Annotated in this window: 24 protein-coding genes; 10 read left to right on the top strand and 14 right to left on the bottom strand. The window is 72.3% G+C overall.

What is annotated here, in order from left to right; genetic code table 11:
* Window positions 1-90 precede the first annotated feature (90 nt).
* Window positions 91-783 (bottom strand): (d)CMP kinase, encoded by a 693-nt coding sequence (gene cmk, locus ACLII4_RS09545; RefSeq protein ID WP_412067161.1) that lies wholly within the window; start codon window positions 781-783, stop codon window positions 91-93.
* A gap of 238 nt (window positions 784-1021) precedes the next feature.
* Between cmk and ACLII4_RS09540 the strand changes: the two genes are divergently transcribed.
* Window positions 1022-1732: a hypothetical protein gene (locus ACLII4_RS09540; RefSeq protein ID WP_412067160.1), complete on the top strand. Its 711-nt coding sequence runs from the start codon at window positions 1022-1024 to the stop codon at window positions 1730-1732.
* Window positions 1733-1810: 78 nt separating this feature from the next.
* On the opposite strand, the gene ACLII4_RS09535 is transcribed toward ACLII4_RS09540, so the two are convergent.
* Window positions 1811-4192, bottom strand: coding sequence for a DPP IV N-terminal domain-containing protein (locus ACLII4_RS09535; protein WP_412067159.1), 2382 nt, complete (start codon window positions 4190-4192; stop codon window positions 1811-1813).
* A gap of 271 nt (window positions 4193-4463) precedes the next feature.
* On the opposite strand from ACLII4_RS09535, the gene ACLII4_RS09530 reads away from it, so the two are divergent.
* Window positions 4464-5285, top strand: coding sequence for a hypothetical protein (locus ACLII4_RS09530; protein WP_412067158.1), 822 nt, complete (start codon window positions 4464-4466; stop codon window positions 5283-5285).
* Between the two features lie 71 nt (window positions 5286-5356).
* Window positions 5357-5743 (top strand): hypothetical protein, encoded by a 387-nt coding sequence (locus ACLII4_RS09525; protein ID WP_412067157.1) that lies wholly within the window; start codon window positions 5357-5359, stop codon window positions 5741-5743.
* Here the strand turns inward: ACLII4_RS09525 and ACLII4_RS09520 are convergent.
* On the bottom strand, window positions 5731-7134 hold the full coding sequence (locus ACLII4_RS09520; RefSeq protein ID WP_412067156.1) for an ATP-binding protein: 1404 nt from the start codon (window positions 7132-7134) through the stop codon (window positions 5731-5733). The two genes, ACLII4_RS09525 and ACLII4_RS09520, sit on opposite strands and share 13 nt — an antisense overlap.
* 51 nt (window positions 7135-7185) lie before the next feature.
* Complete coding sequence (locus ACLII4_RS09515) at window positions 7186-7911, bottom strand: response regulator transcription factor (protein ID WP_412067155.1); 726 nt, start codon at window positions 7909-7911, stop codon at window positions 7186-7188.
* A 139-nt stretch (window positions 7912-8050) separates the two neighbouring features.
* Between ACLII4_RS09515 and ACLII4_RS09510 the strand changes: the two genes are divergently transcribed.
* Window positions 8051-8758, top strand: a complete 708-nt coding sequence (locus ACLII4_RS09510; RefSeq protein ID WP_412067154.1) for a hypothetical protein — start codon at window positions 8051-8053, stop codon at window positions 8756-8758.
* 112 nt (window positions 8759-8870) lie between these two features.
* Here the strand turns inward: ACLII4_RS09510 and hisI are convergent, their stop codons facing one another.
* Complete coding sequence (gene hisI, locus ACLII4_RS09505) at window positions 8871-9260, bottom strand: phosphoribosyl-AMP cyclohydrolase (protein ID WP_412067153.1); 390 nt, start codon at window positions 9258-9260, stop codon at window positions 8871-8873.
* Window positions 9261-9407: 147 nt separating this feature from the next.
* Between hisI and ACLII4_RS09500 the strand changes: the two genes are divergently transcribed.
* The 5 genes from ACLII4_RS09500 (at window position 9408) to ACLII4_RS09480 (ending at window position 14478) form a co-directional block, all read left to right on the top strand.
* On the top strand, window positions 9408-10985 hold the full coding sequence (locus tag ACLII4_RS09500) for an Ig-like domain-containing protein (protein WP_412067152.1): 1578 nt from the start codon (window positions 9408-9410) through the stop codon (window positions 10983-10985).
* A complete protein-coding gene (locus ACLII4_RS09495; RefSeq protein ID WP_412067151.1) occupies window positions 10982-12526 on the top strand; it encodes an NAD(P)H-hydrate dehydratase in 1545 nt (514 codons plus the stop codon). Before ACLII4_RS09500 ends, ACLII4_RS09495 begins: the two co-directional genes overlap by 4 nt.
* Window positions 12523-12873 carry a hypothetical protein gene (locus ACLII4_RS09490; RefSeq protein ID WP_412067150.1) on the top strand — a complete coding sequence of 117 codons (351 nt, stop codon included), beginning with the start codon at window positions 12523-12525 and terminating at the stop codon, window positions 12871-12873. The genes ACLII4_RS09495 and ACLII4_RS09490 overlap by 4 nt, the downstream gene beginning before the upstream one ends.
* A gap of 36 nt (window positions 12874-12909) precedes the next feature.
* Window positions 12910-13617, top strand: coding sequence for an energy transducer TonB (locus ACLII4_RS09485; protein WP_412067149.1), 708 nt, complete (start codon window positions 12910-12912; stop codon window positions 13615-13617).
* Between the two features lie 153 nt (window positions 13618-13770).
* Window positions 13771-14478 (top strand): energy transducer TonB, encoded by a 708-nt coding sequence (locus ACLII4_RS09480; protein ID WP_412067148.1) that lies wholly within the window; start codon window positions 13771-13773, stop codon window positions 14476-14478.
* Between the two features lie 126 nt (window positions 14479-14604).
* On the opposite strand, the gene rpiA is transcribed toward ACLII4_RS09480, so the two are convergent.
* The 7 genes from rpiA to prmC all read right to left on the bottom strand — a co-directional run bounded on the left by rpiA (window position 14605) and on the right by prmC (window position 22500).
* Window positions 14605-15321, bottom strand: coding sequence for a ribose-5-phosphate isomerase RpiA (gene rpiA / locus ACLII4_RS09475; protein ID WP_412067147.1), 717 nt, complete (start codon window positions 15319-15321; stop codon window positions 14605-14607).
* A 116-nt stretch (window positions 15322-15437) separates the two neighbouring features.
* Window positions 15438-16655 carry an ABC transporter permease gene (locus ACLII4_RS09470; RefSeq protein ID WP_412067146.1) on the bottom strand — a complete coding sequence of 406 codons (1218 nt, stop codon included), beginning with the start codon at window positions 16653-16655 and terminating at the stop codon, window positions 15438-15440.
* A 2-nt stretch (window positions 16656-16657) separates the two neighbouring features.
* On the bottom strand, window positions 16658-17884 hold the full coding sequence (locus tag ACLII4_RS09465; protein WP_412067145.1) for an ABC transporter permease: 1227 nt from the start codon (window positions 17882-17884) through the stop codon (window positions 16658-16660).
* Window positions 17885-18191: 307 nt separating this feature from the next.
* Window positions 18192-18659: a GNAT family N-acetyltransferase gene (locus tag ACLII4_RS09460; protein ID WP_412067144.1), complete on the bottom strand. Its 468-nt coding sequence runs from the start codon at window positions 18657-18659 to the stop codon at window positions 18192-18194.
* A gap of 96 nt (window positions 18660-18755) precedes the next feature.
* A complete protein-coding gene (locus tag ACLII4_RS09455; protein ID WP_412067143.1) occupies window positions 18756-20813 on the bottom strand; it encodes an ATP-dependent helicase in 2058 nt (685 codons plus the stop codon).
* Window positions 20814-21226: 413 nt separating this feature from the next.
* Window positions 21227-21631, bottom strand: coding sequence for a hypothetical protein (locus ACLII4_RS09450; RefSeq protein WP_412067142.1), 405 nt, complete (start codon window positions 21629-21631; stop codon window positions 21227-21229).
* Window positions 21628-22500: a peptide chain release factor N(5)-glutamine methyltransferase gene (prmC, locus tag ACLII4_RS09445; RefSeq protein WP_412067141.1), complete on the bottom strand. Its 873-nt coding sequence runs from the start codon at window positions 22498-22500 to the stop codon at window positions 21628-21630. Before prmC ends, ACLII4_RS09450 begins: the two co-directional genes overlap by 4 nt.
* Window positions 22501-22556: 56 nt before the next feature.
* Here prmC and ACLII4_RS09440 point away from each other — a divergent pair, with 56 nt between their 5' ends.
* Complete coding sequence (locus ACLII4_RS09440) at window positions 22557-23342, top strand: SDR family NAD(P)-dependent oxidoreductase (protein WP_412067140.1); 786 nt, start codon at window positions 22557-22559, stop codon at window positions 23340-23342.
* A 52-nt stretch (window positions 23343-23394) separates the two neighbouring features.
* Here ACLII4_RS09440 and ACLII4_RS09435 read toward each other — a convergent pair whose 3' ends face one another.
* Both ACLII4_RS09435 and ACLII4_RS09430 read right to left on the bottom strand, forming a co-directional pair.
* Window positions 23395-23670 (bottom strand): acylphosphatase, encoded by a 276-nt coding sequence (locus ACLII4_RS09435; RefSeq protein ID WP_412067139.1) that lies wholly within the window; start codon window positions 23668-23670, stop codon window positions 23395-23397.
* 49 nt (window positions 23671-23719) lie between these two features.
* Window positions 23720-24553 (bottom strand): phenylalanine 4-monooxygenase, encoded by an 834-nt coding sequence (locus tag ACLII4_RS09430; protein ID WP_412067138.1) that lies wholly within the window; start codon window positions 24551-24553, stop codon window positions 23720-23722.
* Window positions 24554-24611: the final 58 nt, after the last annotated feature.

Raw genomic sequence — 24611 nt, 5'->3', positions numbered from 1 at the left:
TGAAGCGTGGTGGCGACCGGAGAGAGTCTGGAGGAAAAACAGGCGCCCCGAACGGTGCTTCGACCCGGTGTGGGCCGCGCGGGGCGTAGGTCAGGTAGCCGGGCTCGTGGTGGCGCGGCGGACCGCGTCCAAGACGTGCTCGACCTGCTGGTCGATGTCAAGAGTCGTCGTGTCGAGCGTGACGGCGTCGGGCGCGGCGCGCAGAGGCGCGATGGCCCGGCCCTCGTCGCGCGCGTCACGCGCGGCGAGTTCGGCCCGAACGGTGTCGAACGCCGCGTCGGCGCCGTCGGGTCCGCCGAAGTCGGCGAGCCGGCGGGCGGCGCGGGCATCGAGGTCGGCGACGAGAAAGAACTTGACGTCGGCGTCGGGGAACACCACGGTGCCGATGTCGCGCCCCTCCACGACGACGCCGCCGCCGGAAGCGGCGACGTAGTCGGCAGCGGCCCGCCGCTGGAGCGCGACCATGGCCGCGCGGACGGGCCCGAGCGCACTGGCCTGCGACGCGTCGGCGGCGGCCTCGGGCGTCCGGATGCGGGCGGTCACGTCGTCGCCATCGAGGGCGACGCGCGTACCGTCCGGGCCGGGCCGGAGGGCGACGTCGAGGGTGTCGACAAGGGCGGAGGCGGCGGTCTCGGTAAACGGGAGGCTCCGCTCGCGGAAGGCGAGCCCGACGGCCCGGTACATGGCACCGGTGTCGAGATAGAGCCACCCGAGCCGGTCGGCCACCTGCCGCGCCGTCGTGCTCTTGCCGGACCCGGCGGGCCCGTCGATCGCGACGATCACAGTGTGGTGCTCAGGGGAGCCCACCAGTATAGGCCGCAGGGGCGCGGATTCGGGTGCGGGCGGTGTGAGGAAGCGGTGAGGCCCATCGTGCTTTGTGTGCTTGGTTTGGAGGTGGCCGCCGGCGTCGCCAGCCCTCCGAGGGACGGCGCGGCGCCTCTCCCCTCCGTCGCGGACGCCCGCTTGCGCGAGGCCTTCCCGGTCGGTACCGTCTGGTTTCAGACCCTGTTCACCCATCGACATGCGTGCACTCCTCATCTCGCTTTGCGCCGTCTTCCTCGCGACCTGCGCCGATGCCCCGGCGGTCGACGAGGCCCCGCCGGCGCCCGCGCCCCTCGCGTCGGCGCCCGTCCCCACCCCGTTCTTCCTCATCGACAACCAGGCCCCGGCCGGGGCCCCTCCCCTGCCCCGTCCCGATCTCGACGACCCCATGGCCCGGCAGGCCTATTTGGAGGCCATGCGCGACCGCATGGTCCGCGAGCGGGGATGGATCGACGCCATCGTGTCGGCGCCGGGTTGGCGCGAGGCCGACGCCATCGCGCGAGCGACTGCCGGGTCGGACTCGCTGGTGGCGTACAAAGCCGCCGTCGCGATGCTCCAGCACCAGCTGTTGAAAGGGGCCCCGGACGCCGACAAGGCCGAGGCGATCGGCCGGTACGCGCAGGCGCTCCTGTGTCACCGATCCGGCGAGGGCGCGCTGATGCTCCGCGCCCTCCGCCGGCTCGACGGCGTCTGGGAGGACGGTCGACGACAGTCCGCCGCGCGGGCGGCGGCGAATCGGCTCGGCTTTGCCTACGTGGCGCTCGCGGGCTGCCTCGACTGCACCATCGACGAGGCGCTGGCGGGGATGTGGCCTGAAAAGCGACGGGCCTCCGAGGGACGCCTGCGCGACATCGCGACGGCCCACCGCGAGCTGATGCGGATCGCACACGAGGGCACGCCGATGCCGTGAGGGTTGATCGCGCTCCCGAACACACGAGCGCCCCGCCAGCCAGAAGCCGACGGGGCGCCCGCAAGCGGGGCGCGGGGCCTAGCGCTCGGCCATCAGTTCCGTGCCCGCGAGCGTCTCGGCGACGTAGCGCGTGAGCATCGTGAACAGGTGGCGGCGCGTGTTGCCGCCGTAGATGCCGTGGTTGCGGCCGGGGTAGAGCATCATGTCGAACTGCTTGCCCTCGGCCTGCAGCGCGTCGACCATCACCATCGTGTTCTGGACGTGGACGTTGTCGTCGGCGTCGCCGTGGACGAGCAGCAGGCGCTGGTGGTCTTCGAGGTTGGCCGCGTAGGTGACCGGGCTGCCGGCGTCGTAGCCGGTCGGGTTCTTCTGCGGCGTCGAGAGGTAGCGCTCGGTGTAGATGGTGTCGTACTGGCGCCAGTTCGTGACGGGCGCGACGGCCATGCCCATCGAGAAGGTCTCCGGGCCCTCGCCGTACGTCATCGCGAGGAGCGTCAGGTAGCCGCCGTAGCTCCAGCCCCAGATGCCCATCCGGTCCTCGTCGACGTAGGGCCACTCGCCGAAGTGCTGGGCCGCGGCGATCTGGTCCTCGGCCTCGAGAATGCCGAGCCGGTTCTGGGTCGCCGTCTTGAAGGCCTGGCCGCGCCCGCCGGTGCCCCGGTTGTCGACGCCGGCCACGAGCACGCCGTAGGTCTCGGCGAGGTAGTGGTGCCACAGGCGCTCCGTCCCGCCCCAGCTGTTGCGGACCTCCTGGCTGCCCGGCCCGCCATACGTGTGGATGAGGAGCGGGTACTCGCGCGATGCGTCGAAGTCGCGGGGCTTGATGAGGTAGGCGTTGAGCGGCGTGCCGTCCTCGCCGGGGACGGTCATGAACTCGACGGCGGGCAGCTCATACGCCGCGAGCCGGTCGCGCAGGTCGGCGTTGTCGACGAGCACCTCGACGAGCGTGCCGTCGCCGCGGTAGAGCGTCGTCGTGGCGGGCGTGGTGGCCGTCGAGTAGGTGTCGACGAAGTAGTCGAAGTCGCGGCTGAGGTCGACGCTGTGCCAGCCGGCGCCGGTCGTCAGGCGGACGGGCGCGCCGCCGGCGAGGGGGACGCGGTAGAGGTGCCGCTCCATCGGGCTCTCGGCAGTCGTGGTGACGTACGCCATCCCCTCGGCCTCGTCGACGCCGTGGAAGTCGGTCACATCGAAGTCGCCCGAGGTGATCTGGCGGACGTAGGTGCCGTCGTTCTCGTAGAGGTAGAGGTGCGAGTAGCCGTCGCGGGCGCTGCGCCAGACGAAGTGGTCGCCGTCGCCGAGGTACGTGATGGTGCCGGTCGAGAGGTCCGAGAAGCCGGTCTCGACCTCGATGTAGCTGTCGTTCTCCTCCTCCAGGATCTGGGTGAGGCTGGCGGTCGCCGGGTCGCCGTAGAGGAGGTCGGCGTGGTTCTGGTCGCGGTTGAGGCGGAGCATCCAGACGTCGGCGGTCCCGTCGGCGAGCGGCGGGGTCCAGCCCATCGAGGCGATGTACTCGGTCTCGTCGCCGCCCTCGAACCAGGTGTCGGTGTCGAAAAAGCGCGTGTCGCCGGTCGTCACGTCGACGACGCCGACGCGGACCTCAGCGTTTGTCTCGCCGGCCTTGGGGTAGCGGAACTGCATCGTCTCGGGGTAGAGCGTCCGGAAGTCAGTCATCTGGAAGTCGCGCGTGCCGGTCTCGTCGAGCTGGAAGAAGGCGATGTAGCGGCCGTCGGGGCTCCAGCGGAACCCGTCGCGCAGGCCGAACTCCTCCTCGTAGACCCAGTCGAAGGTGCCGTTGATGACGCCGCCCTCCGACCCGTTGGTGGTCAGCGCGCGCTCCCTCCCGGTGTCGAGGTCGACGAGGTAGAGGTTGCGGTCACGGACGAAGGCGACGCGCTCGGCGGCGGGGTCGAACTTGGCGAACATCTGGAGCCCGTCGGCGCGGTCGGCGACCGGGGTCACGGCGCCCGTCTCGTTGTCCAAGACGTAGTAGTAGCCCTTGGTGTTGAGCCGCCAGACGCGCTCAGAGTCGGTGTAGAGGAGCGTCTTGGCGCCGTCGGCGGAGGTCGCGTAGTCCTCGATGGCGATGCGCCCGTCGCCGTCGGGCTTCCCGAGCGTGGCGCCGTCGATGAGCGTGCGCGTGGCGTCCGTCGTGAGGTCGCGCTCGACCAAGCTGGAGGTGCCGGCGGCGCGGTCGGTCTCGACGTACATCAGCCGGGCGCCGGACTCGGCCCAGCGGCCGCCCTGGAAGCCTTCGCCGTAGAACTCGGGGCTGGCGAAGAGCAGTTCGAGCGTGAGGTCCTTGGGCGCCTGGGGGCCGGCGGGAGCGCGGGGGGCCTGCTCGACGGTGCCGGCCGGGGCCGGCATCGACGTGGTGGCCGGCGCCATGGTGGCCGGCGCGGCGCAGGCGCCGAGGCCAAGCGCCAACAGGAGGAGAGCGGAGGGAGCGAAACGAACGCGCATTTGGGGAGCGGTGGGGGCTGGCGGAATCTACGGCTCGGGAAACGGGGTCTCCGGGCACGACGGTGCCCCGGGCGCACGCAAGCGCCCTCTCCACCCCTCTCGCGAGAGGGAAGGCCGCCGTGCGGCATCCACGGGCACGCCCCACCGCTCGTTCGGTAGACGGAGACCCCGAGCCGGACGTGAGGGTCGCACGGAGCCGAGGTCAGGAGGATTGGCCTATGCACGGCGTAGCGGATCGCGCGAGGTTTCCGGACCCCGCTTTCCACCACCGATGCGCCTCCTCGCTGCCCTCTCCGCCGTCCTCCTGCTCGCCGCCTGCGACACGGCCGCTCCCGAGCCGAGCATCGCCCTCAGCGATCCGCTCCCCGAGGTCTCGGTGCTCCCGACCGCCGAGCCGCTCACCGTCGACCTCCGCTCGCACTTCGAGGCCAACGAGGCAGTGGGCGCGATCACGTTCGCGGCGTTCTCAGAAGATCCTGCCGTGGCCGACGTCGAGCTCCGTGAGTCCCAACTGACGGTCACCTTCAAGACCCCCGGCCAGACGGCCATCCGCGTGACCGCGACGGCAAGTGGTCTTCGCGCGACCGACGCACTCGTCGTCCACGTCCAGTTGGGCCCGCTCTCGGGGCAGGCCGACTTCGTTCCGATGACGCCCGGCGCCGTCTGGGACTACGACTACACCTTCTCCCATGACTGCTTTGCGCCGACCGTGACGCGGAGTGGAAGGGTGACCGTCGCCTTCGTCTCGGTCTCGGACGAGGTCGACGGGGAGCGGACGTACACCGCCGAGCTCCACGCCGACTATGTCGAGGAGAGAACGGAGGACGGCACGACCGAGCAGACGGAGGTCGACGAGCGCTCGACGATCACGGTGACGGAAACCGCCCTTGGCGTCGCGTTCGGGACCACCGCCCTCACCGACCTCCGCTTCCTGACGCCCCGCCTTCTCCCGCGCTACTACCCGGAGACGTATGACTTCGCGATTATCGAGGCGGGCCAAAACCAGCGGATGACACTCCGGAAGCGCGTGGCCCCGTCCCTCGCCCCATCCAGCGGGCCCTGCTCCCCCGAGGCGACGTTCGCGCCCCGGTAGTGGACAACCGAAGTGACCTAGCGGGGCGGCGTCAGAGGGCCCACATTTGTACGGTCCTCCCCCGCATTGCCATGCGCCCCGCGCTGCTGGCCCTCGCCTTCGTCCTCGCCGCCTGCGACACGACCGTCGACCGTGCCGTCCCACCTGCTGGTGACTTCCCGGTGGTCTCGCTGGCGGCCCTCGTCACCGCCGAGCCCGGCCGGTACAACGTGGCCGGCGTGGTCAACCGGGTCGAGGCCTGCGACGAGTCCGAACTCGCGCTGTGCGCGGCGCAGGGCGTGCTGACGCTTGGCGACGAGTTCGCCCCGGAGGCGGAGCCGAGGCCGCCCGCGGTGCTCGCGCTGGTGGACGTGCCCGCGGCGTGGGCGCCTGGCGACCGAGGGACGTTCTCGGTCGAGACGCTGGCGGCTGCCGGCGGCCCGAACACCGTCGTCCGAGTGATCGGCTACTCGCAGTAGCCCGTCGCCGAGATCGACAGGCGGAAGGTGGCGCCGTGGCCAGGCGTGCTCTCGACCGCCAGCGTGCCGCCGTGGGCCTGGGCGACGGCCTTGGTGATGGCGAGTCCGAGCCCGGTCCCGGTCCCGGTCCCGCGTGTACGGGGCCCGTCGCCCCGGTAGTAGCGCTCGAAGACGTGGGCCAGGGCCTCCGCCTCGATGCCCTCCCCGGTGTCGGCGACGGTGAACACGATCGCGTCGGCGTCGGCGCAAACCGCGAGCGTGACCGTGCCGCCCGCCGGCGTGTGGCGCCGCGCGTTGTCGAGCAGATTCGAGAGGGCGCGGATCAAGCGGGCGCCGTCGGCCTCGACAGTGGGCAAGCCCGGTGCGACTTCGACATCGAAGGCGACACCGGCGGCCTCGAACGCTCGCACATGGCGGGCAGAGACGTCGCGCACCAACTCGCCGACCGGCACGGGCCCTGGGCGGAGCGCTTGCGGGCGGTCGAGGACGGACAGCTCGAAAAGGTCCGCGACCAAGTCGGCGGCCCCTTCGGCCTGCCGTCGCGCCGCTGCGAGGTCGGCGGCCACATCCACGTCGCGCCCTTGCCCGGCGTGGCGCTCGGCCTCGTCGAGCGTGGCCCGGAGGGCCGCCAGTGGGGTCCGCAGGTCGTGGCCGACGTTCGCGACCAACTCGCGGCGAAGCCGGTCGGTGTCGCGGAGCTGGGTGATGGAGGCTTGGACGCGGGCCGCCATCTCATTGACGGCGGCCGCGAGCCGGCCGAGTTCGTCGTCGGAGGTCTCGGGCAGGCGCTCGGCATAGGCGCCCTCCCCAATCCGCTCGACGCGCCGCGTCACCTCGCGAATGGGCCGTACGAGCCGCGACGAGAACAGCGCGCCGAGCAGGAGCGCGAGGGCGACCGCGAGGGCGACCGTCACGGCCGTCGCGCGCCAGAACGCCTGGCGCGTGCCTCGGCGCTCCTCGTCGAGCGTGCGCGCGAGCGGGCGGACGAACAAGGCGCCGGCCGGGAGCCCGTCGGCGGCCAGAATGGGCGCGAGCCCCCACGTGTCGCGGCCCTCCACGTCGACGGCCACACGTCCCTCCTCGAGGGCGGCGAGCGCGGCGGGCGGCACGTCGAAGACGCTCTCGTCGCCGAGGGTCGCTGCGACGGCGCCGGTCTCGTCCAAGAGCACAAGCGGGTCCAGGAAGCGCGTGCCGAGGTCGGCGCGGAGCCGGGCCGACAGGGCGATCTCCCCGAACGGCCCGATCTCGGCGCGCGCCTCGACCTCCTCGGCGACGGCGTCGAGGCGGAGCTGGAGCGTGCCCGCGAGCAGCTCGTCGGTCCTCGCTTGCGCGAACACGCCGCTCAAGACGACCGCCAGCACGGCCGTGGCCACCTGCGCCCCGACGAGCACGGCGGCGACGGTCCAGAAGACGGTGGCGGAGCGGGGCAGCGATCGGGCGGGTCAGCCCGCGGAGGGATCCGAGAACTTGTAGCCGACGCCCCAGACGGTGCGCACAAATTGGGGGTCGCCGGGGTCCGCCTCGATCTTGGCGCGGAGCCGCTGGACGTGGCTGTCGATGGTGCGGTCGTACCCCTCGTACGTGATCGCCCAGATCTTTTCCAACAGCTGGCTCCGCGTAAACGGGCGGTCGGGGTGGCCGGCGAGGAACGCCAGCAGGTCGAACTCGCGGACGGTGAGGTGCACCTCTCCCCCATCAACCGTCACCTCACGGCGGACGGTGTCGACGGTGAGCGGGCCGGCGACGATCGGCGCGTCGTCGTCGGCCGACGGGCCGGCGGCGAGTTGCTCGCGGACGGTCTGCACGCGGCGAAGGGCGGCCCGGACGCGAGCGACCACCTCGGGCAGGCTGAACGGCTTGGTGACGTAGTCGTCGGCGCCGACCTCGAGCCCGACGACACGGTCGAGCTCGCCCGCGCGGGCCGTCAGCATCAGGATGTACAGGAGCGGGTGCTCGGCCCGCAAGCGGCGACAGACCTCGACGCCGTCGAGGCCCGGCAGCATCACGTCCAGGATCACCAGGTCGGGGGTGTGCTCGGCGACGGCCGCGAGGGCGTCAGGCCCGGCGGCGGCGGTGTCGACGCGGTAGCCCTCCTCGCGGAAGCGGCGGGCGAGCGTTTCGCGGAGGTCCTCGTCGTCCTCGACGACGAGCAGGGAGGCAGCGGGCATGAGGGGCGGTGGGGGTCACGGCGAAGCTAGGCCGCGCGCCCGCTGGCGGGGCGGGCGGGCCGAAGCGGGACGGAGTCGCCATGGTTCCGTGACAGGATGTGTCGTGGGGGTGCGTTCTTCCCTCCGACCCATTGTGCCCATGCGTTTCCTCTTGCTCCTGCTCTTGGCCGCCCCGGTGGCGGCCCAGCCCTCCGCCGGCGCCATCGTCGACGCGTGGCTGGCGGACTGGCGCCGCGCCGCCAGCGGGGTCGGCCGCGTCGAGGCGGACGAGGCGGCGGTGTGGACGGTCGACGGCCCGCGTGGGCTGCTGGAAGTCGAGGCCGACGGCGTGCTGATCTGGAGCGAGGGCCGTCCCGAGCGCGAGGTCGACCGATTGATCGTCGACGGCGAGCGCGTCGACGCCCGGCGCGCGAATGCGGCGGGCGACCGGTGGCATCGCGCCTTCGGGCCCGCCAGCCGCGAGGTGCTCCGGCCGCCGAGTCTCCCCGGCCGGCTGCTCGCGCGGGGCGAGCCCGCCGGGTCCGCGCCAGACGTGTACGAGGGCCAGCCCGCCTGGCGTGTCACGTTCGGCCGAGGGGGCCAAGCGTGGTTCACGCGCTCGGCCGCGTCGCCCCGGCTGCTGGCGGTCCGCTTCGAGGGCGAGCGCGAAGGCCGTGAGGGGCGTGGGGGCCGACGGCGGGGGGCGTCCGGGCAGCTGGTGCGCGAGGTGCGCTACGTCCGGGTCAGCGGGCTGGACCTCCCGGCGAGTGCCGAGACCCAGTTCACGGTCCGCCAGCGGCGGCGCCTGCGGGAGTATTTCGTCACGCTGACGGCGTCGGCGGGCTATTCCCGGCACGTCGTGCGGTAGTCCCCCAGCTCGTCGCTCTCCGTCGCCAGGGCCGCGTCGGGCGGGGCGGTCGTCGAGCCGACTGTCACCCCGAAAAAGCCCACTGGCGGCCGTGCCACCAGCGGGCCGGGCCCTACTTGTAGACGGAGTCGGCGTCGAAGACCGGCGAGCCGACCGTCTCCAGCGCCCCGTCCTCGACGCGGCGGTAGAAGCAGCTCCGGTGGCCGGTGTGGCAGGCGGCGCCACCGATCTGCTCGATGCGGAACAGCAGCGCGTCGCCGTCGCAGTCGATGTGGGCCGACTTGACGTTCTGCACGTTGCCCGACGTCTCGCCCTTGACCCAGACCTTCTGGCGCGAGCGGCTCCAGTACGTCATCACGCCCGTTTCGAGCGTCTGCTTCAGGGTGTCGCGGTTCATGTACGCGAGCATGAGCACGTCGCCGGTGGCGTCGTCCTGGGCGATGGCGGCGACCAAGCCGTTGTCGTCGAAGGTGGCGGCGTCGAGGAGGGGCTGGACATTCATGGGTGTCAGGGGGTGGGGTGCGGAAGTTGAAGCGTAGTCGGCGCCAGCGTTTCCGGCGACGGCCAAATCTGCCCGTTCCTCATGCCTCGTACTCCGTTCCCTTCGCGGGCGCGGGACACCGGGCGCCGCTGTGCCGTTCTTCCGACCGTGCGCCGACTCCTGCCCCTGCTCCTCGCTTCCCTCGCGGGCTGCGCCACGCCCATCGCCCCCACCGGCGGGCCCGCCGACTCGACGCCGCCGACGCTGGTGGCCTCGCTCCCGGAGCGGGGCGCGACGAACGTCACCGACCGGACGGTCCGGCTGGCGTTCTCGGAGCGCCTCCAGCCCGCTGCCGCTGCCGCCGTCACCATCACTCCGGTCGGCGACGCGCGGCCCCAGATCGCGGTCCGGGGCGATGAAGTCGAGATCCGCCTGCCCGAGCTGCGCGACTCGACCACCTACGTCGTCACCATCGGGACCGAGTTCGCGGACCAGCGGGGCGTGCGGATCCGGGCCCCGATCACCCTCGCCTTCTCGACCGGCGACGCCATCGACGGCGGCGCCATCGACGGGACCGTGCGCCGGCCCGACGGGAGCGCCGCCCCCGGGCTCGACGTGTGGGCCTTCGCGCTCCCCGACTCGGCGGCAACGCCCGACCTCGGCAGGGCGCCCGACTACCGCACCGAGACCGGCGCCGACGGCGTCTTCCGGCTCGACTACTTGCGCCCTGGCCCCTACTTCGTCGCCGCCGTCGACGACCGGAACCAGAGCGGCCGTGCCGACGCGGGCGAGCGGTTCGCGGCCCCGCCCCGGCCAACCATCCGCGCCGACACGACGGTCGCGCCCCCACTGGCCTTGGTCGTGACCGCGCTCGACTCCATCCCCCCCGTGGCCCAGCGTGCCCGCGCGCTGTCCGACCGCCGCATCGCCGTCCGCTTTTCCGAGCCCGTCACGCTGACCGACCGCGACGGGCTGGCGCTCGCGGACTCCGCCAGCGGCGCCGTCCTCCAGGCGACGGTCTACCAGACGACCGACGCCCCGTTCGAGATCGTCGCTGTGACGGAGCGCCCGTTTGGTGGCCGTGTCGTCGTGAGCGGCGCGCACGCCGTCGCCGACTCCGCCGGGCTCGCGGCCGCGCCGTTCCGATTCGTGGTCGATCCGCCGGCGCGAGCGGACACGGCACAAGCGCGTGTCATCGGGTTCGTCCCGACGCGCCGGGACTCGGTGATCACGCTCCGACCAGGTGAAGCGGCGGGCGTCCGGTTCGCGGTTCCGCCCTCCGCCGCCCTCATCGCTGGGCTGGCGGTGAGGCGCGGCGGCGAGGGCGTTCTCGCGACGTTCGAGACGCAGGACGGCGTAACGTTTACGGCCGACGCGCTGGCGGGCACCTTCCGCGTCGTGGTGCCGAGCGGCGACTCGACACGCGCGCAAGCGTTCGCCGTCCCCGACGCCGGCGAGACCGGCAGCCTCGTCGGGCGGATCGCAGCGGACGGGCCCGTTGTGATTGAAGCGACACCGGAGGTGGGACTGCCCATCGTGGTGCGCGCGAATGCCGACGGGACGTTTGCGATCGCTGGCCTTCTGCCTGGCCCCGTGACGCTCCGCGCCTTCGTCGACCGCGATGGCGACGGTCGGTGGAGCGGCGGCCGGCTCCGCCCGTACGTCGCCCCTGAGCCGCTCGTCGTTCTGCCCCTGGCGACGGTCCGGGCGCGGTGGGAGACCGAAACCGACCCCGTGACGCTGTGACCGACGCCCTGCCCCTCCTCTCCGCCGACGCCATGCGCGCCGCCGACCGCGCCGCCATCGACGACTGGGGCGTGCCGGGGCGCGTGCTGATGGAGACGGCCGGGCGCGAGGCCGCGCGGGTGATCGCCGAGCGGTTCGAGATTGCCGACCGCCACGTCACGGTGCTGGTCGGGACCGGCAACAACGGGGGCGATGGGCTCGTCGTGGCCCGCGTGCTGGCGGAACGAGGCGCCACCGTCCGCGCGCTCATTCTCCCCGGCGACGGCACGCCCGACCGGGCCGCGAACCTCGCCGTTCTCGACCGGCTGGCGGAGGATTCGGACCGCATTGAGGTCGTCCGGTACGACACCATTGGGCAAGCGTCGAACGCCCCGGCCGATCTCGTGATCGACACCCTGCTCGGCATCGGCGCGAGCGGACCCTTGCGCGAGCCGGCCGCGAGCCTCTGTGCGTGGGCCGGCCGCCAGCCCTCTCCCGTCGTCGCCCTCGACCTCCCCTCCGGCCTCGATGCCACGACGGGCCGGGCCGCGAGCGGTACCCCGACCGCCGCGTTGACTGTTCCGTTCGGCGCCGTCAAGGCCGGCTTGCGAATCGGGGACGGGCCCCGGCTTGCGGGCGAGGTCGTCACGGCCGAGATCGGGATCCCTGCCTCCGAGCTGCGCGGACGGGCGACGGCGTTTGAGGTACCCGCCGCCCTCGCAGGTCGCTGGCTGCCTACCAGAGCCGCCGACGCGCACAAGTACTCCGCCGGGCGCGTGCTGGCGGTCGTCGGGAGCCGCCGGTTCACCGGCGCTGCCGTTCTGTCGACCGCCGCTGCGTACCGGGCTGGAGCCGGTGCGGTCGTCGCCGTCGTCCCCGCCTCCGCCCGCGACGCCGTCGACCGTGCGATCCCGGAGGTCATGGTCGAGGCCGCTCCGGAGACCCCGGCGGGCGGGCTCGCGGCCGACGCGGGGTCGATCCTGGAACGCGCCGCCAGCGCCGACGCCGTGCTCGTCGGCTGTGGGCTGGGCCGCGACCCGGAGACGCTGGCACTCGTTCGCGAGCTGGTCGCCCGCGTCGAGGCGCCGCTTGTGCTCGACGCCGACGGACTGGCTGCCTTCGCGGGGGCGACGGACGGCTTGCGCCAGCGATCCGCGCCGCTCGTGCTCACGCCACACCTTGGCGAGCTCCGCCGCCTTCTCGGCGACGAGGCCTTCGGCCCCGAAGACCGGATCGACGCCGCGCAAGCGCTTGCGCGGCAGTGGGATGCTACGCTCCTTTTCAAGGGAATGCCGAGCGTGGTCGGGCGCCCGGACGGGGTGCCCCTGCTGGGGCCGCCGGGCCTCCCAGTGCTTGCGACGGCCGGGACCGGCGACACGCTGGCAGGCGCCATCGCCGGTCTGCTCGCGCAGGGTCTCACGCCGGACGCGGCAGCCGTCTGCGGAATCTGGCTCGGGGCGAAAGCGGCCCAGCTTTGGGCCACCGAGCACGGCGTCGCCGGACTGATCGCCTCCGACCTCGTGGCTCGGCTCCCCGCCGCCGCACACGCCCTGCGCTCGTGACCCCACTCCGCCTTGCCGTCGTGTGGACGGTCCTCGTCCTTATCGGCCTGTCGATCCCGGGGGAGGCCGTGCCTTCTCGCGAGATGCTGCCATTCGCGGCCGACAAGTGGGTCCATGCCGGGATGTTCTTGGGTATCGGCGCCTTGTGGCTCCAGCTGCTCCCAGGCCGGGCATGGACGGTGATTCTAGGCGGGGTGGTCTTCGCCATCGCCACCGAGCTCTGGCAGTCGATGCCGATGATCAGCCGGTTCACCGACCCGCTCGACGTCGCGGCAGACACCGTCGGGCTGGTGGTCGGCGTCGCGCTGGCGGCGTGGGTGGCGAGACGCCAGGGCAACGATTCGTAGGCGGATGTGTCTGGAAGGGGTCCACCCTCCCCTGCCATGCCCCTCCGGAAAGCCCCCGCCGCCGACCTCCGCCGCCGCCAGCCGCTCCACGCGCTGATCGGGGTGGCGCTTGCGCTGGCCGTCGTCATCGCCGCGTTCACCGTCCCCGTCCGCGCCTCCGCCAGCGGCGCGAGCTTCGCCCAGACGACCGTGCCGGTCGAGTTGGAGGTCGTCCCCCCGACGACTCAGATCGCGCCCCCACCGCCGCCGCCGCCAGCCCCCCCGCCGCCCGTCGAGGTGCCCGACGAGGTGACGGTCGAGGACATCGTCGACGAGTTGGTGTTCGACCCGCTGGAGGAGGTGGCCCCGCCGCCCGGTCCCCCGGCGCCCCCCACGCCGCCCGTCATCGACTCGACGCCCACGCTCCCCCCGCCCACACCCCCGGTCATCGAGGACGTGCCCGACGAGGTGTTCACTGCCGCCGAGGTCCAGCCCGTCCTCGTCGATGGGATCGGGGAATTGCAGCGCCGGGTGGAGTACCCCGAGTTCGCACGCCGGGCGGGGATCGAGGGCCAGGTCGTCGTCCAGTTCGTCGTCGACGAGCGGGGCAACGTGGTCGACCCGGTCGCCGTGCGGTCGCCGAACGAGCTGCTCTCGGAGGCGGCCATCAAGGCCGTCCGCGAGAGCCGGTTCACGCCGGGCCAGCAGCGCGGCCGCCTCGTCAAGGTGCGATTCTCCGTCCCCGTCACGTTTCGGCTGAGGTAAGGCGAGGGGCCGAGCAACTTTCGGCCAGCCGGCGTGTCTTCTACGTTGCCCGCCTTCGCAGGCCCTCCCTGAAATCTCCCCGCCCCTCGCACTGAGCGTCGGGCGTCCCTAGATTGGGACGCGGCCCCCGGGCCCTCCTCTCTCCCCCTCGACATGGCCATCTACAAAACCCCGAAGGCCGACCTGCGGAAGAAGTATCCGCTGTACCTGCAGGTCGGGTTGCTCGCCTCGCTCGGGCTCGTCATCGCCGCGTTCACCGTCCCGCTCGATGGCGGGGAGACGGTCGTGATGATGGACGACTCCCAGGAGATCATCGAGCTCGAGGACATCGAGCAGACGCAGCAGATCCAGCCGCCGCCGCCGCCGCCGCCGGCCCCGCCGCCGCCGCAGGAGGTCCCGGACGACGTCGAGATCGAGGAGGAGATCCTTGAAGACGTCGAGCTCGACCTCGATGACGTGCCGCCGCCGCCGCCGGCCCCGCCCGCTCCGCCGCCGCCCGCCCCGGACGCCCCGCCGCCGCCCCCGCCGCCGCCGCCGCCGGAGCCCGAGCCCACGGAGCCGGAGATCTTTGAGGTCGCCGAGGTCCAGCCCGTCCTTCAGGGCGGCATCGAGGACCTGCAGCGCCGGGTGGAGTACCCCGAGTTCGCACGCCGGGCGGGGATCGAGGGCCAGGTCGTCGTCCAGTTCGTCGTCGACGAGCGGGGCAACGTGGTCGACCCGGTCGCCGTGCGGTCGCCGAACGAGCTGCTCTCGGAGGCGGCCATCAAGGCCGTCCGCGAGAGCCGGTTCACGCCGGGCCAGCAGCGCGGCCGCCCCGTGAAAGTGCGGTTCGCCGTCCCGGTGACCTTCCGCTTGCGCTAGGCGCCCGACGCGTTTTGATCTGACCGCCCCGGTAGCTTCGGCCGCCGGGGCGGTTTTTTGAATGGGGAGCGAGGCCGGGGTCGCATGCACCGCCTCTCCCCCACGGGGTCCCTGCGGAGGGCCCGGCTAGGGGCGGACGATGTGGCGGACCGACCCATCGGCCTCGCCGACCAAGACGTCCGTCGCCAGATTCAAAAACAGGCCGTGGCCGAGCACGCCGGGGATCGCGTCCATGGCGGCACCGAGGGCGGCCGGGTCGTCGATGCCGTCGAAGCGGGCGTCGAAGATCCACAGGCCCTGGTCGCTGACGACGGGGCCGTCCTTCTTCTGCCCCATCCTCAGTGTCACCTCCGCGCCCAGGCCGCGCAGGGCGCGCTCGACGGCGGGCGCGGCGAACGGGAGCGCCTCCACGGGGACGGGCATCGTCGTGCCGAGCCGGTCGACCAGCTTCGAGTCGTCGACGAGGACGACGAAGCGTGCCGCGAGCGCGGCGACCACCTTTTCACGCACGTGGGCTGCGCCGCGTCCCTTGATGAGCCCGAGCGCCGGGTCGACCTCATCGGCCCCGTCGATGGCGAGGTCGAGCGGCGGCTGGGCGCCCACATCAGCCACGCCGAGTTCGTCGAGGGTGGCGATCGGGACGCCGTGCTGGCGCGCGAGCCGCTCGGCTGCGAACGACGTCGGGACCCCGACCACATCGATCTCGCCGCTGGCGACACGCGCACCGATGGCCTCGATGGCAAAGGCCGTCGTGGAGCCGGTACCGAGGCCGAGCGTCATCCCGCTCTCGACGAGGGCGGCGGCGGCGGTGCCGGCGGCACGTTTGGCGTCGGACTGGGACATGGGGTGTTGGGGCTGAGGAAAGGGGGTGGGGAAAGTGCGCCTGGCCCCGGGCTCGCGCCACCCTCCAGCGCGTCTCCCTCCCCAATCCCTAATCCCATGCCTCCGACACCCGCTGGCTACTCGTGGCGCAGCGCCTCGATGGGATGCAACCGGGCGGCCTGGGTGGCCGGGTAGACCCCGAACACGAGGGCGACGACCGTCACGCCAAGCACGGCGGTGATGGCCCAGCCCCACGGGAAGGCCGGGGGCGTCGTCATCAACGCAGCGACCACGTTGCCGCCGAGCGCGCCGAGCACGATGCCGACGAGCCCGCCGATCTGGCACAGCACGACGGCCTCGACCAGAAACTGGAGCAGGATGTCGCGCCGGGTGGCGCCGAGCGACTTGCGGACGCCGATCTCGCGCGTCCGCTCGGTCACGCTGACGAGCATGATGTTCATCACCCCGACGCCCGCCGCCAGCAGGGCGATGAGCCCGATGCCCGCGCCGCCGGTCGCGAGCGCGGAGGTGAAGGTCTTCAGGCCGTCGGCGGCCTCGGCCGAGGAGAACACGTCGAAGTTGTTCTCGGCCTCGGGCGGGAGCCGGCGGATGGCGCGGAGCGCGCCGGTCGCCTGATCCTGGGTGGCTGCGAGCATCTCGGGGCTCGGCGCGCGCACGTCGATCCACACGTCGCGGTTCTGGAGCCCGAACGCCGCCATGCCCCGGGTGATCGGGATGACGACCCGGTTGTTGGCGTCGCCGAGCCCCATCCCGCCCGACTTCTCGGCGAGCACGCCGACAACCGAGAACCGGACGCCGTCGACACGGACCTCTCGGCCGATCGGGTCGCCCTCCCCGAAGAGTTCGGTCGCGACGGTCGTCCCCAAGACCACGGCCGGGCGGGCAGCGCGGACGTCGGCTTCGGTGAGGAAGCGGCCCTGGCCCATCTCCCAGCCGTTGTTCTGCGGGTAGTCCTGGTCCGTCGCGATCACGGAGACGTCGGGGTCGGTCGCCTCCTCGGTCGTCCGGATCTCGCGGCTGCCGGCCCAGACGCCCGCACTGACGGACGCCGCGAGCGGGGCGCGCTCGCGGAGCGCGAGCGCCTGGTCGTAGCTCAGCTGGGGCCGGCGCTGCTGCTCGTCGGTCGGCGGCCCGTCCGAGTTGATCCGGTTGAACGTGATCGTCTGCGTGCCCATCGACGCCAGCTCCGACATCAGCGTCTCGTCGAGGACCTCGACGGCGGTGACGGAGGCGATGACGGAGAACACGCCGATGGCCATGCCGACGAGCGTCAGCGCCGAGCGGAGGCGGTTCGAGCGGAGGGCCTGCAGGGCCTGGCGGAAGGTCTCACCCATGGTTACTCGTAGCGGAGGGCCTCGATGGGCCGGGCCCGCGCGGCCTGCCACGCGGGGATGAGCCCGAAGGCGACGCCGACGACGGCGCAGATCACGAACGCGAGCGCGACCGTCCCGCCCGACAGTTCGGCGGTGAACACCTGGTTCAAGCCCACGGCCACGAGGGCTGCGATGGCCACGCCGATGGCGCCGCCCAACAGGCAGATGGCGACGGCCTCGACGAGGAACTGGAACAGGATGGCCCGCTGCGTGGCGCCGAGCGCTTTGCGCACGCCGATCTCGCGCGTCCGCTCCTTGACGCTCACGAACATGATGTTCATCACCCCGATCCCACCGACGAGAAGCGCCAGCGCGGTCAGGAACAGGCCGACGGCGTACGTCGCGATCCGCATGGTCTGGACCAAGTCGCGGAACTGGTCCTGGCGGTTGATCGAGAAGTCCTCCTCGTCCAGGGCGTCGAGGCCGCGCCAGATGCGCGTCAGGCCGGTGATCTCGTCGATGGCGGCGAGTTGGTCGACGCCCTCCGCCACCTGGACCTTGATGGACAGGTCGGGCTCGGTCGAGAACACACGGCGGTACGTGTTGAGCGGGATGATGGCACGGCCGTCGGCGGACATCATGCCCAAGAACTTGCCACGCTTGGTGAGCGTGCCGACGACCTCGAAGCGGTGACCGCCGATGCGGATGTCCTTGCCGATGGGGTCCTCACCGGGAAACAGCTCCTCGACCACGTCGAACCCGATGACGGCGACGGCCCGGGCCGCTCGCGACTCGGCATCGGAGTAGAACCGCCCCTCCTCAATGTCAGCGCCCCCGGTATCGACGTAGTTGGCGGTCGACGCCTCGACACCGACCCCGGCGAGCTCGTCGCGGCCGCGTGTGATGGTGGCTCCCATCCCCGTGACCGGGGCGATCTCCGACGCGACGGTCGCGCGCTCGCGAAGGAACGTGGCGAGGTCTTCGGTGACCGGCGGGCGGTTGCGGTACTTCCACCAGTCGTCCAAGATGATCCAGGGCGTGCGTTCGACGAAGAGCGCGTCGTCGCCGATCATGGCCATCGACTTGTCGAACTCGCGCTCGATGCCGTTGATGACGGTGAACATCGAGGTCACCGACACGATGCCGATGACGATGCCGAGCGTCGTGAGCAAGGCGCGCACCTTGCGCTCCCACAGGGCCGTCGCGGCGATGCGGACGCCCTCGGCGATCTCGGTGGGGAAGGCGGGCACAGGCAGCGGCGGATGGAGGGCGGGCTACGACGAGCCGGGGTCGGGGTTGCGGCTCGCAGGCCCAAGGTCGCTCCACTGGCGAGGCCGCGTCCCGCCATGGCCGTGTGGCCGTCCTCCCGAGCCTTGAGGGGTCTCCGCCTGAGTGTCCCCCCTTGCGACCAACGGACGGACGAGTGGCTCGCGCGGAGACCCCTCACGTGCGCTGGCTGGCGCTCTCCCGTTGGGAGCGGATGGCGTGGGCGTAGGGAACGCTCCCACCCACGTTCTCAGGATGACCGGGGGAGGTCAAGGAACGACCCCCGGTGTGTTACAGGTCCCGCTCGAAGCGCAGCCGGAAGTCCCGATAGGCGGCGTTGTAGCCGGCGGCGGTGATCGTGTAGCCCCTCGCGAGCCCGAGTACGGTCATGCCGGGGTGCTTGTTGGGGAACGTGTCGTAGGCGAACCGGGCGTAGCCCAACCGCTTGGCCTCCTGCTCCAACACCGCCAGCAGGGCCCGGGCCACGCCGCGCTTGCGCCACGCCTTCAGCACGCCACCCTTGGCGCTGTAGAAGGTGCTCGCGCTCTCCCGGTAGCCCACCTTGTAGCCGATGGGCTCCCCGCCGACCGACGCCAGCAGGAGGACGAGGTCATCGCGGTCGAGGCGCTGGATAACGCGGGAATCCCCGAAGACGGCCAGATTCAGCGCTTGGATCTCGGGGTAGCGCGACACGTCGAGCCGGTCGATCCGGACATCGGACGGCGACAGGAGGAGGGATGGAGAGGCCAGGGTTTCCACACTGAACGGTAGCGGTCGGCGCCTCCCGGATCAAGGGAAAGATGCAGGGCAAGGGCAGTCTCCGGAGCGGGAAACTCTGCGGGGACACCTTATCCCTCACCCCTCCGGGAGTGCGGGCGGCGGCGGGGGGAGCGGAGGCGAAGGGGCTTCTTCGACGAGCGACCACGGCTCGATGAGCGTCTCCGGGAGGCCCGAGAGGAACCGGCTGGGCTCGGTCAAGAACTGGCCCGAGCCCCGTCGGTACTGGACGAGCGGGATCGAGCAGTAAAGCGAGGTCTCGGCGCGCGTCAAGGCCACGTAGAGCAGGCGTCGCTCCTCGTCCTCCTCGTCGCTGGACGCGAGCGCGTAGGCGGACGGCAGCACGCCGTCGAGGGCGTGGATGAGGAAGACGGTGTCGAACTCGAGGCCCTTGGCCGAGTGGATGGTCGAGAGCACGAGCGGCGGCTCGTCCTTGAGCGCGGCGTCGGAGGGCTCCTGCGTCCAGTCGATGGGGTCGAGGGCGAGGGATTCGAGCAGGGCCGTGCGCGAGCGGTGTCGGGCGGCAAGGGCGACGACGGCGTCGAGGTCCGCTTCCCGGTTCTGGAAGTCGTCGGCGTAGACGCGCTCGAAGACGGGGCGGTAGTACGCCAGCAGGGCCTCCACCTGCGCCTCGGGCGCGAGCGACTCGTCGCGGAGCGGGGTGAGCGCCTCGACCAGGCGGGCGACGGAGGCGGCGACGGCGGGCGAGGGCACGACCTCGTCGACCGACTGACGGAGCACGTGGACGGCGCCCTCGGTGCCCCCGGTGGCGGCGTGCGAGATCCAGTCGAGCAGGCGGCGGGCCGTTGTGGGGCCGACGCCCTCGACCAAGCGGAGGGCGCGGTTCCAGGCGACGGCGTCGGCGGGATTCTCGGCCACGCGGAGGTGGGCGACGATGTCCTTGACGTGGGCGGCCTCCGCCAGCTTCAGGCCGCCGAACTTGACGAAGGGGATCTTGCGGCGGCCGAGCTCGGCTTCGAGCGCGTACGAGCACCAGCCGGAGCGAAAGAGGACGGCCTGACGGTTGAGCGGCGTCCCGTTCTCGCGGTTGTCGAGGACCACTTGGGCCACGAAACGGGCCTCGTCGCCGTCGTCGGGGGCGGAGACGAGGGCGGGGGTCTCCCCTCCCTCGCGGTCGGTGAACAACCGCTTGTCGTAGGCCTCCGTCGCGCTCGCGATGACGTGGTTGGCGAGATCCAAGATGGGCTGCGTGGAGCGGTAGTTGTGCTCCAGCTTCAAGACGCGGGCGCCGGGGTAGCGAACAGGCACGTCCAAGATGTGGCCCACGTCCGCGCCCCGAAAGCGGTAGATGGACTGGGCGTCGTCGCCGACCATCATGACGTTGCGCCAGACGGACTGGAACTGCTCCACCAAGTCGGCCTGCAGGAGGTTGACGTCCTGGTACTCGTCGACCAGGACTTGGCGGGCGCGGCCGGCGACGGCCTGGCGCACGTCGGGGTTCTCGCGCAAGAGCTCGAGGGTGAGCGCCATCAGGTCGTCGAAGTCCATCATCCCCGTCCGGCGCTTGGTCTCGGCGTAGCCGGTGCGCAGGCGGTGCAGGGTGTCGAGGTGCTCGGCGTACTGCGGGTAGCCATCGGCGACCACCTCGTCGAGGCTTAGCCCCCGGTTGGTGGCGGCGGAGAACATCGCCAGCAGGGTCCGCTTGCGGGGGAAGCGCTTGGGCAAGCGGTCGAGCCCCAAGCGCGTCCGCGCGAGGTCGACGACGTCCGCGGCGTCGGCCGAGTCGAGGACGCCGAAGCGGTCGGGGTAGCCGACGCTCGTGGCGTGGCGGCGGAGCGTCTCGAGGCAGAAGGCGTGAAAGGTGCCGCCGCGGACGCGCTCGCACCGGCCGTCGAGCAGCATCCCCGCGCGCGTGAGCATCTCGGTCGCCGCGCGCCGCGTGAAGGTGAGCAGCACGATCTGCTCGGGGGGCACGCCGGTCTCGACGAGGTAGGCGACGCGGTAGACCAGCGTGCGCGTCTTGCCGGTGCCCGCGCCCGCGACGACGAGCGTGGCGCCGTCGCCGGCCGTGGCCGCCGCGAGCTGCTGTCGGTCGAGGTCGGCAGCGTAGTCGAGGGTGAGGCGGGGGTCGCCCGCGTCGGGCTCGCGGGGCTGGAGGACGAAGCGGCGGGCCACGGGGCGGAGGGTCGAGGAGGTCGGTTCGTCGGCGGGCGGTCGGCCGAGTCTACGCCGGTGGGGGTGACAGGGTCGGCGGGGGGGCCGAGGGGGGCGCTCCGGGACGTCTCGCGCGCCACGGGTCGTTGCGTCGGCGATACGGTCCTTCGCGCTTGCAGTCCGTGGCTTCAGGACGACATGTGTGGCTCGACGCCGTCGCATGCGACGGCCCTACAGGGGCCGTGGTGGTCGCGAGCAGGACTTGAGCGGATCGGTAGCCCCTAGCCCGTCGACCTCCCCCGGTCCCTCCCGTCCGGGAGAGGAGGTCTGGTTCGAGGCCACCGCGATTCTGCTGGCGCCAGCCAGCCGGTGGCGTACGCTCTGGCCTCGTGAGAGGCGCGATGAGGATGACGGCTCGACGCACGCCTCGCGGTCTACAGCAGGAAGTCGGTGACGACGGCGAGACCGACCATCGCAAGGCCGGCGCCGAAAAGGCCGAAGGAGATGTACATCAGGCGCTGCTCGTTGGCCGAGGTGCGCTTCATCTTGAGGCGCGCGAGCCCTCCGGCGCCGGGCCGCATGGTGCGGGTCTGTCCGGCGAGCCGCTCGACGAGCACTTGCTGAGTCTGGAGCGAGAACAGAGCGGCCAGGAAGAGAGCCGCGACTCCGGCGACGAGCAGGCCCTGGCTCTGGGACTCCGCGAGCACGGTCTGCATCAGGGTGACGGTGCCGCCAGCGGCCGCAAGCGACAGCGTCGAAAGCTGGCGGAGGAAGTCGAAGAAGAGCTGGGCGACGGTGTCGGCGGAGACCTCGGGGAGGTCGGCGGGGTCCGGGGTCATGGCGCGAGCGAGTCGAGCGGGCGGCGGGCGACGGCGATGCGGTCGCGGCGGGCGAGGTCGGGGAGGATGGCGGCGTCGGCGAGCCCGGCGTCGTGCCAGAGCGCGGCGACGGCGGCGCCGTGGTCGGCGTGGGTCTCAGCGACAAGCCATCCGCCGGGGCGGAGCAGGCGCTCGGCGTGGCCGGCGAGCGCGCGGTAGAAAAGAAGCGGGTCGGCGTCGGGCACGAAGAGCGCCAGCCCGGGCTCGTGGTCGCGGACCTCGCGCTGCAAGCCCGCGCGCTCGGCGTCGGGGACGTAGGGCGGGTTTGAGATCACCAAGTCGAAGGCGGGTGGGACCTCGTCAGCGAAGGACGGTCGGAGAGCGTCGGCCTCGATGAACGTGACCGCCAGCCCGAGGTGGTCGGCGTTGCTGGCCGCGACGGCGAGGGCGTCGGGCGACATGTCGACGGCGAAGACCTCGGCGTCGGGGCGCTCCGAGGCGATCGCGAGCGCGACGGCCCCACTGCCCGTGCCGATATCGAGGACCCAGGGCCCCTCCACGGACCGGATTCGGCGCAGGGCCTCCTCGACGACGGCCTCAGTCTCGGGGCGCGGCACGAGCACGGCGGGCGAGACCGCGAGCCGCAAGCCGTAGAAGTCGGCGTGGCCGAGCACGTACTGGACGGGCTCGCCCGTGGCGCGGCGCTCGACGGCACGGGCGACGAGGGCGACCTCCTCGGGCTGTGCAGCCGCGTCCGGCCGGGCGTAGAGGGCGGCCCGCGTGGCGCCGGTCACGTCCTCGACGATCCACTCGGCCGTCCGGCGCGGGTCGTCGATGCCGGCGTCGGTGAGCCGGGCGACGGCGTCGTCGAGGAGGGATCGTCTCGTCAACCGATCTGTGGCGGGCGGGGCGGCGTAGGATACGGGCCTCCCCCTCCCCCCTTCCTTTGAACGACTACTACCCGGGCCGCACGGCCCTCGTCACCGGCGCCTCGTCCGGCATCGGCGCCGACATGGCGCGCCAACTCGGCGCCGGCGGCGCCCACGTGGTGCTCGTCGCCCGCTCCGCCGACGCGCTGGCGGCCGTCGCCGACGAGATCCGAGGCGCTGGCGGCGAGGCGACGGTCGTCCCCGCCGACCTCGACCCACGCGACGCCCCGTCCGCGCTGGTGGCCCGCCTCGAGGCCGAGGGCCTGGAGGTCGACGTGCTGGTCAACAACGCGGGCTTCGGCGTGCAGGGCCCGTTCCTCGACGCCAGCGCCGAGCAGGCCGAAGGGATGGTCGGGCTCAACGTGACCGCGCTGACCTCGCTGACGCGCCGACTGCTGCCCGGGATGGTGGCGCGTGGGCGCGGGGGCGTGCTCAACGTCGCGAGTGTGGCGGCGTTCGTGCCGGCGCCGTCGTTCGCCGTCTACGCCGCGACGAAGTCGTACGTGCTGTCGTTCTCGAACGCGCTGTGGGCCGAGATGCGCGGGACGGGCGTCCACGTGTCGTGCCTGTGCCCGGGGCCGGTGCGGACCGGCTTCGCCGACCGGGCCGGCATGAACGACGCCTTTTTCGCCGGCTCGCTTCCGTCGGAGTCCGTCGCCCGGCAGGGGCTGGCGGGGCTCGCCTCGAACACGCGGCGCGTGGTGCCGGGGCTCGGCAACAAGGTGCAGGCCGTGGCCGCCAAGCTCGGCCCGACGGCGCTCGGGCTGGTGGTGGCCGGGGCGGTGATGAAGAAGGCCGGCTGAGCGGGGCGGCGGCACCGGGAACGGAGCCTCCAACAGTACCCGCTCCCCCCCGTCAGGGCCGCCGAATGCGGAAGTCGTCGAACGTCGCCAGCGGCGCCACCCGGGTGGCCTCGACGGCTTCCACGTCGGCGCCGGGGGGGCCGCCCCACAGGAGGCGCGTGAGGCGGTCGAGCGCAGGGGCCTCGCCGTCGGCCGCCAGCCGGACGGTGCCGTCCGGGTCGTTGCGGACCCATCCGGACAGGCCGAGCCGGCGGGCCCAGCGCATCACGTAGCGCCGGAACCCGACGCCCTGCACGCGGCCCCGGACGGTCGCTTCGAGTCGTTGCATCGCAGTGCGGCGGACCGCCCCGGGCTCGCGCCGGGGACGACCGGGTGCGCTAGGCGTCGGCCGGGAGCAGGCCGCGGCTGGCGGCCCACGCGCGGAAGTCCGTCTCGAGCTGCTCGAACGAGTCGAGCACGAACAGCTTGGGCTGGAGGTGCCACACGTCGTAGTCCTGGTTGATGACGGCCTCGATCGAGAACGGCACCTTCTCGACCTTGTCGCTGAGCGCGTGCTGGACCTCGTCCTTCGACGACAGGATGCCGGCGCCGAAGATCCGCTCGCCCACCTCCTGCTTGATCAGCCCGAACTCGACGGTGAACCAGTGGAGCCGCTCCAGCGACTGGCGGTCGACGCCCTCGGCGTGGAGCGCGCTCTGGCCGAACAAGTGGTAGAAGTCGGCGAAGGCCGGCTCGGTCAGCATCGGCATGTGGCCGAACATGTCGTGGAAGCAGTCCGGCGCGGGCGTGTAGTCGAGCTCGTCCTTGCGGCGGATGTAGTCGGTCGACGGGAAGACGCGGTCGTTGAGCAGGCCGAAAAAGTCGCGCTCGTGGAGCAGGCCCGGGATCCGGGCGATGCGCCAGCCGGCCGCGGCCTCCATGCGACGGCTGAGGTCGCGGAGCGTCGGGATGTGGTCGGGCGTCATGCCCAGCGTCTTGACACCTTCGAGGTAGGCCTCGCCGGCACGGCCGGGCAGCATCGACATCTGCCGGGCGAACAAGAAGCGCCAGTTTTCCTGGCTCTCTTCGTCGTAGGCAGGCGGATCGATCTCGTCGCCGATCGGGGGCGGCCCGTCCAGGTTCTGCGGAACGCAGCGGGGGTCGACCTCGGCACCGTCGGCCGGGGGCTTCTCGTAGGCGGAGAGGGGGGCGTCGGCGGTGGGCTCGGTCATCGGAGTGGGGAGGACTGGAAGGGGTTTCGGAATCTACGGGAGTCGGTGACGGACTTCG

The organism is Rubrivirga aquatilis, from assembly GCF_046845665.1.
Classification (GTDB): Bacteria; Bacteroidota; Rhodothermia; order Rhodothermales; family Rubricoccaceae; genus Rubrivirga.
The sequence above is the reverse complement of the archived record's forward strand: the minus strand, read 5'-3'. Positions and strand labels throughout refer to the sequence as shown.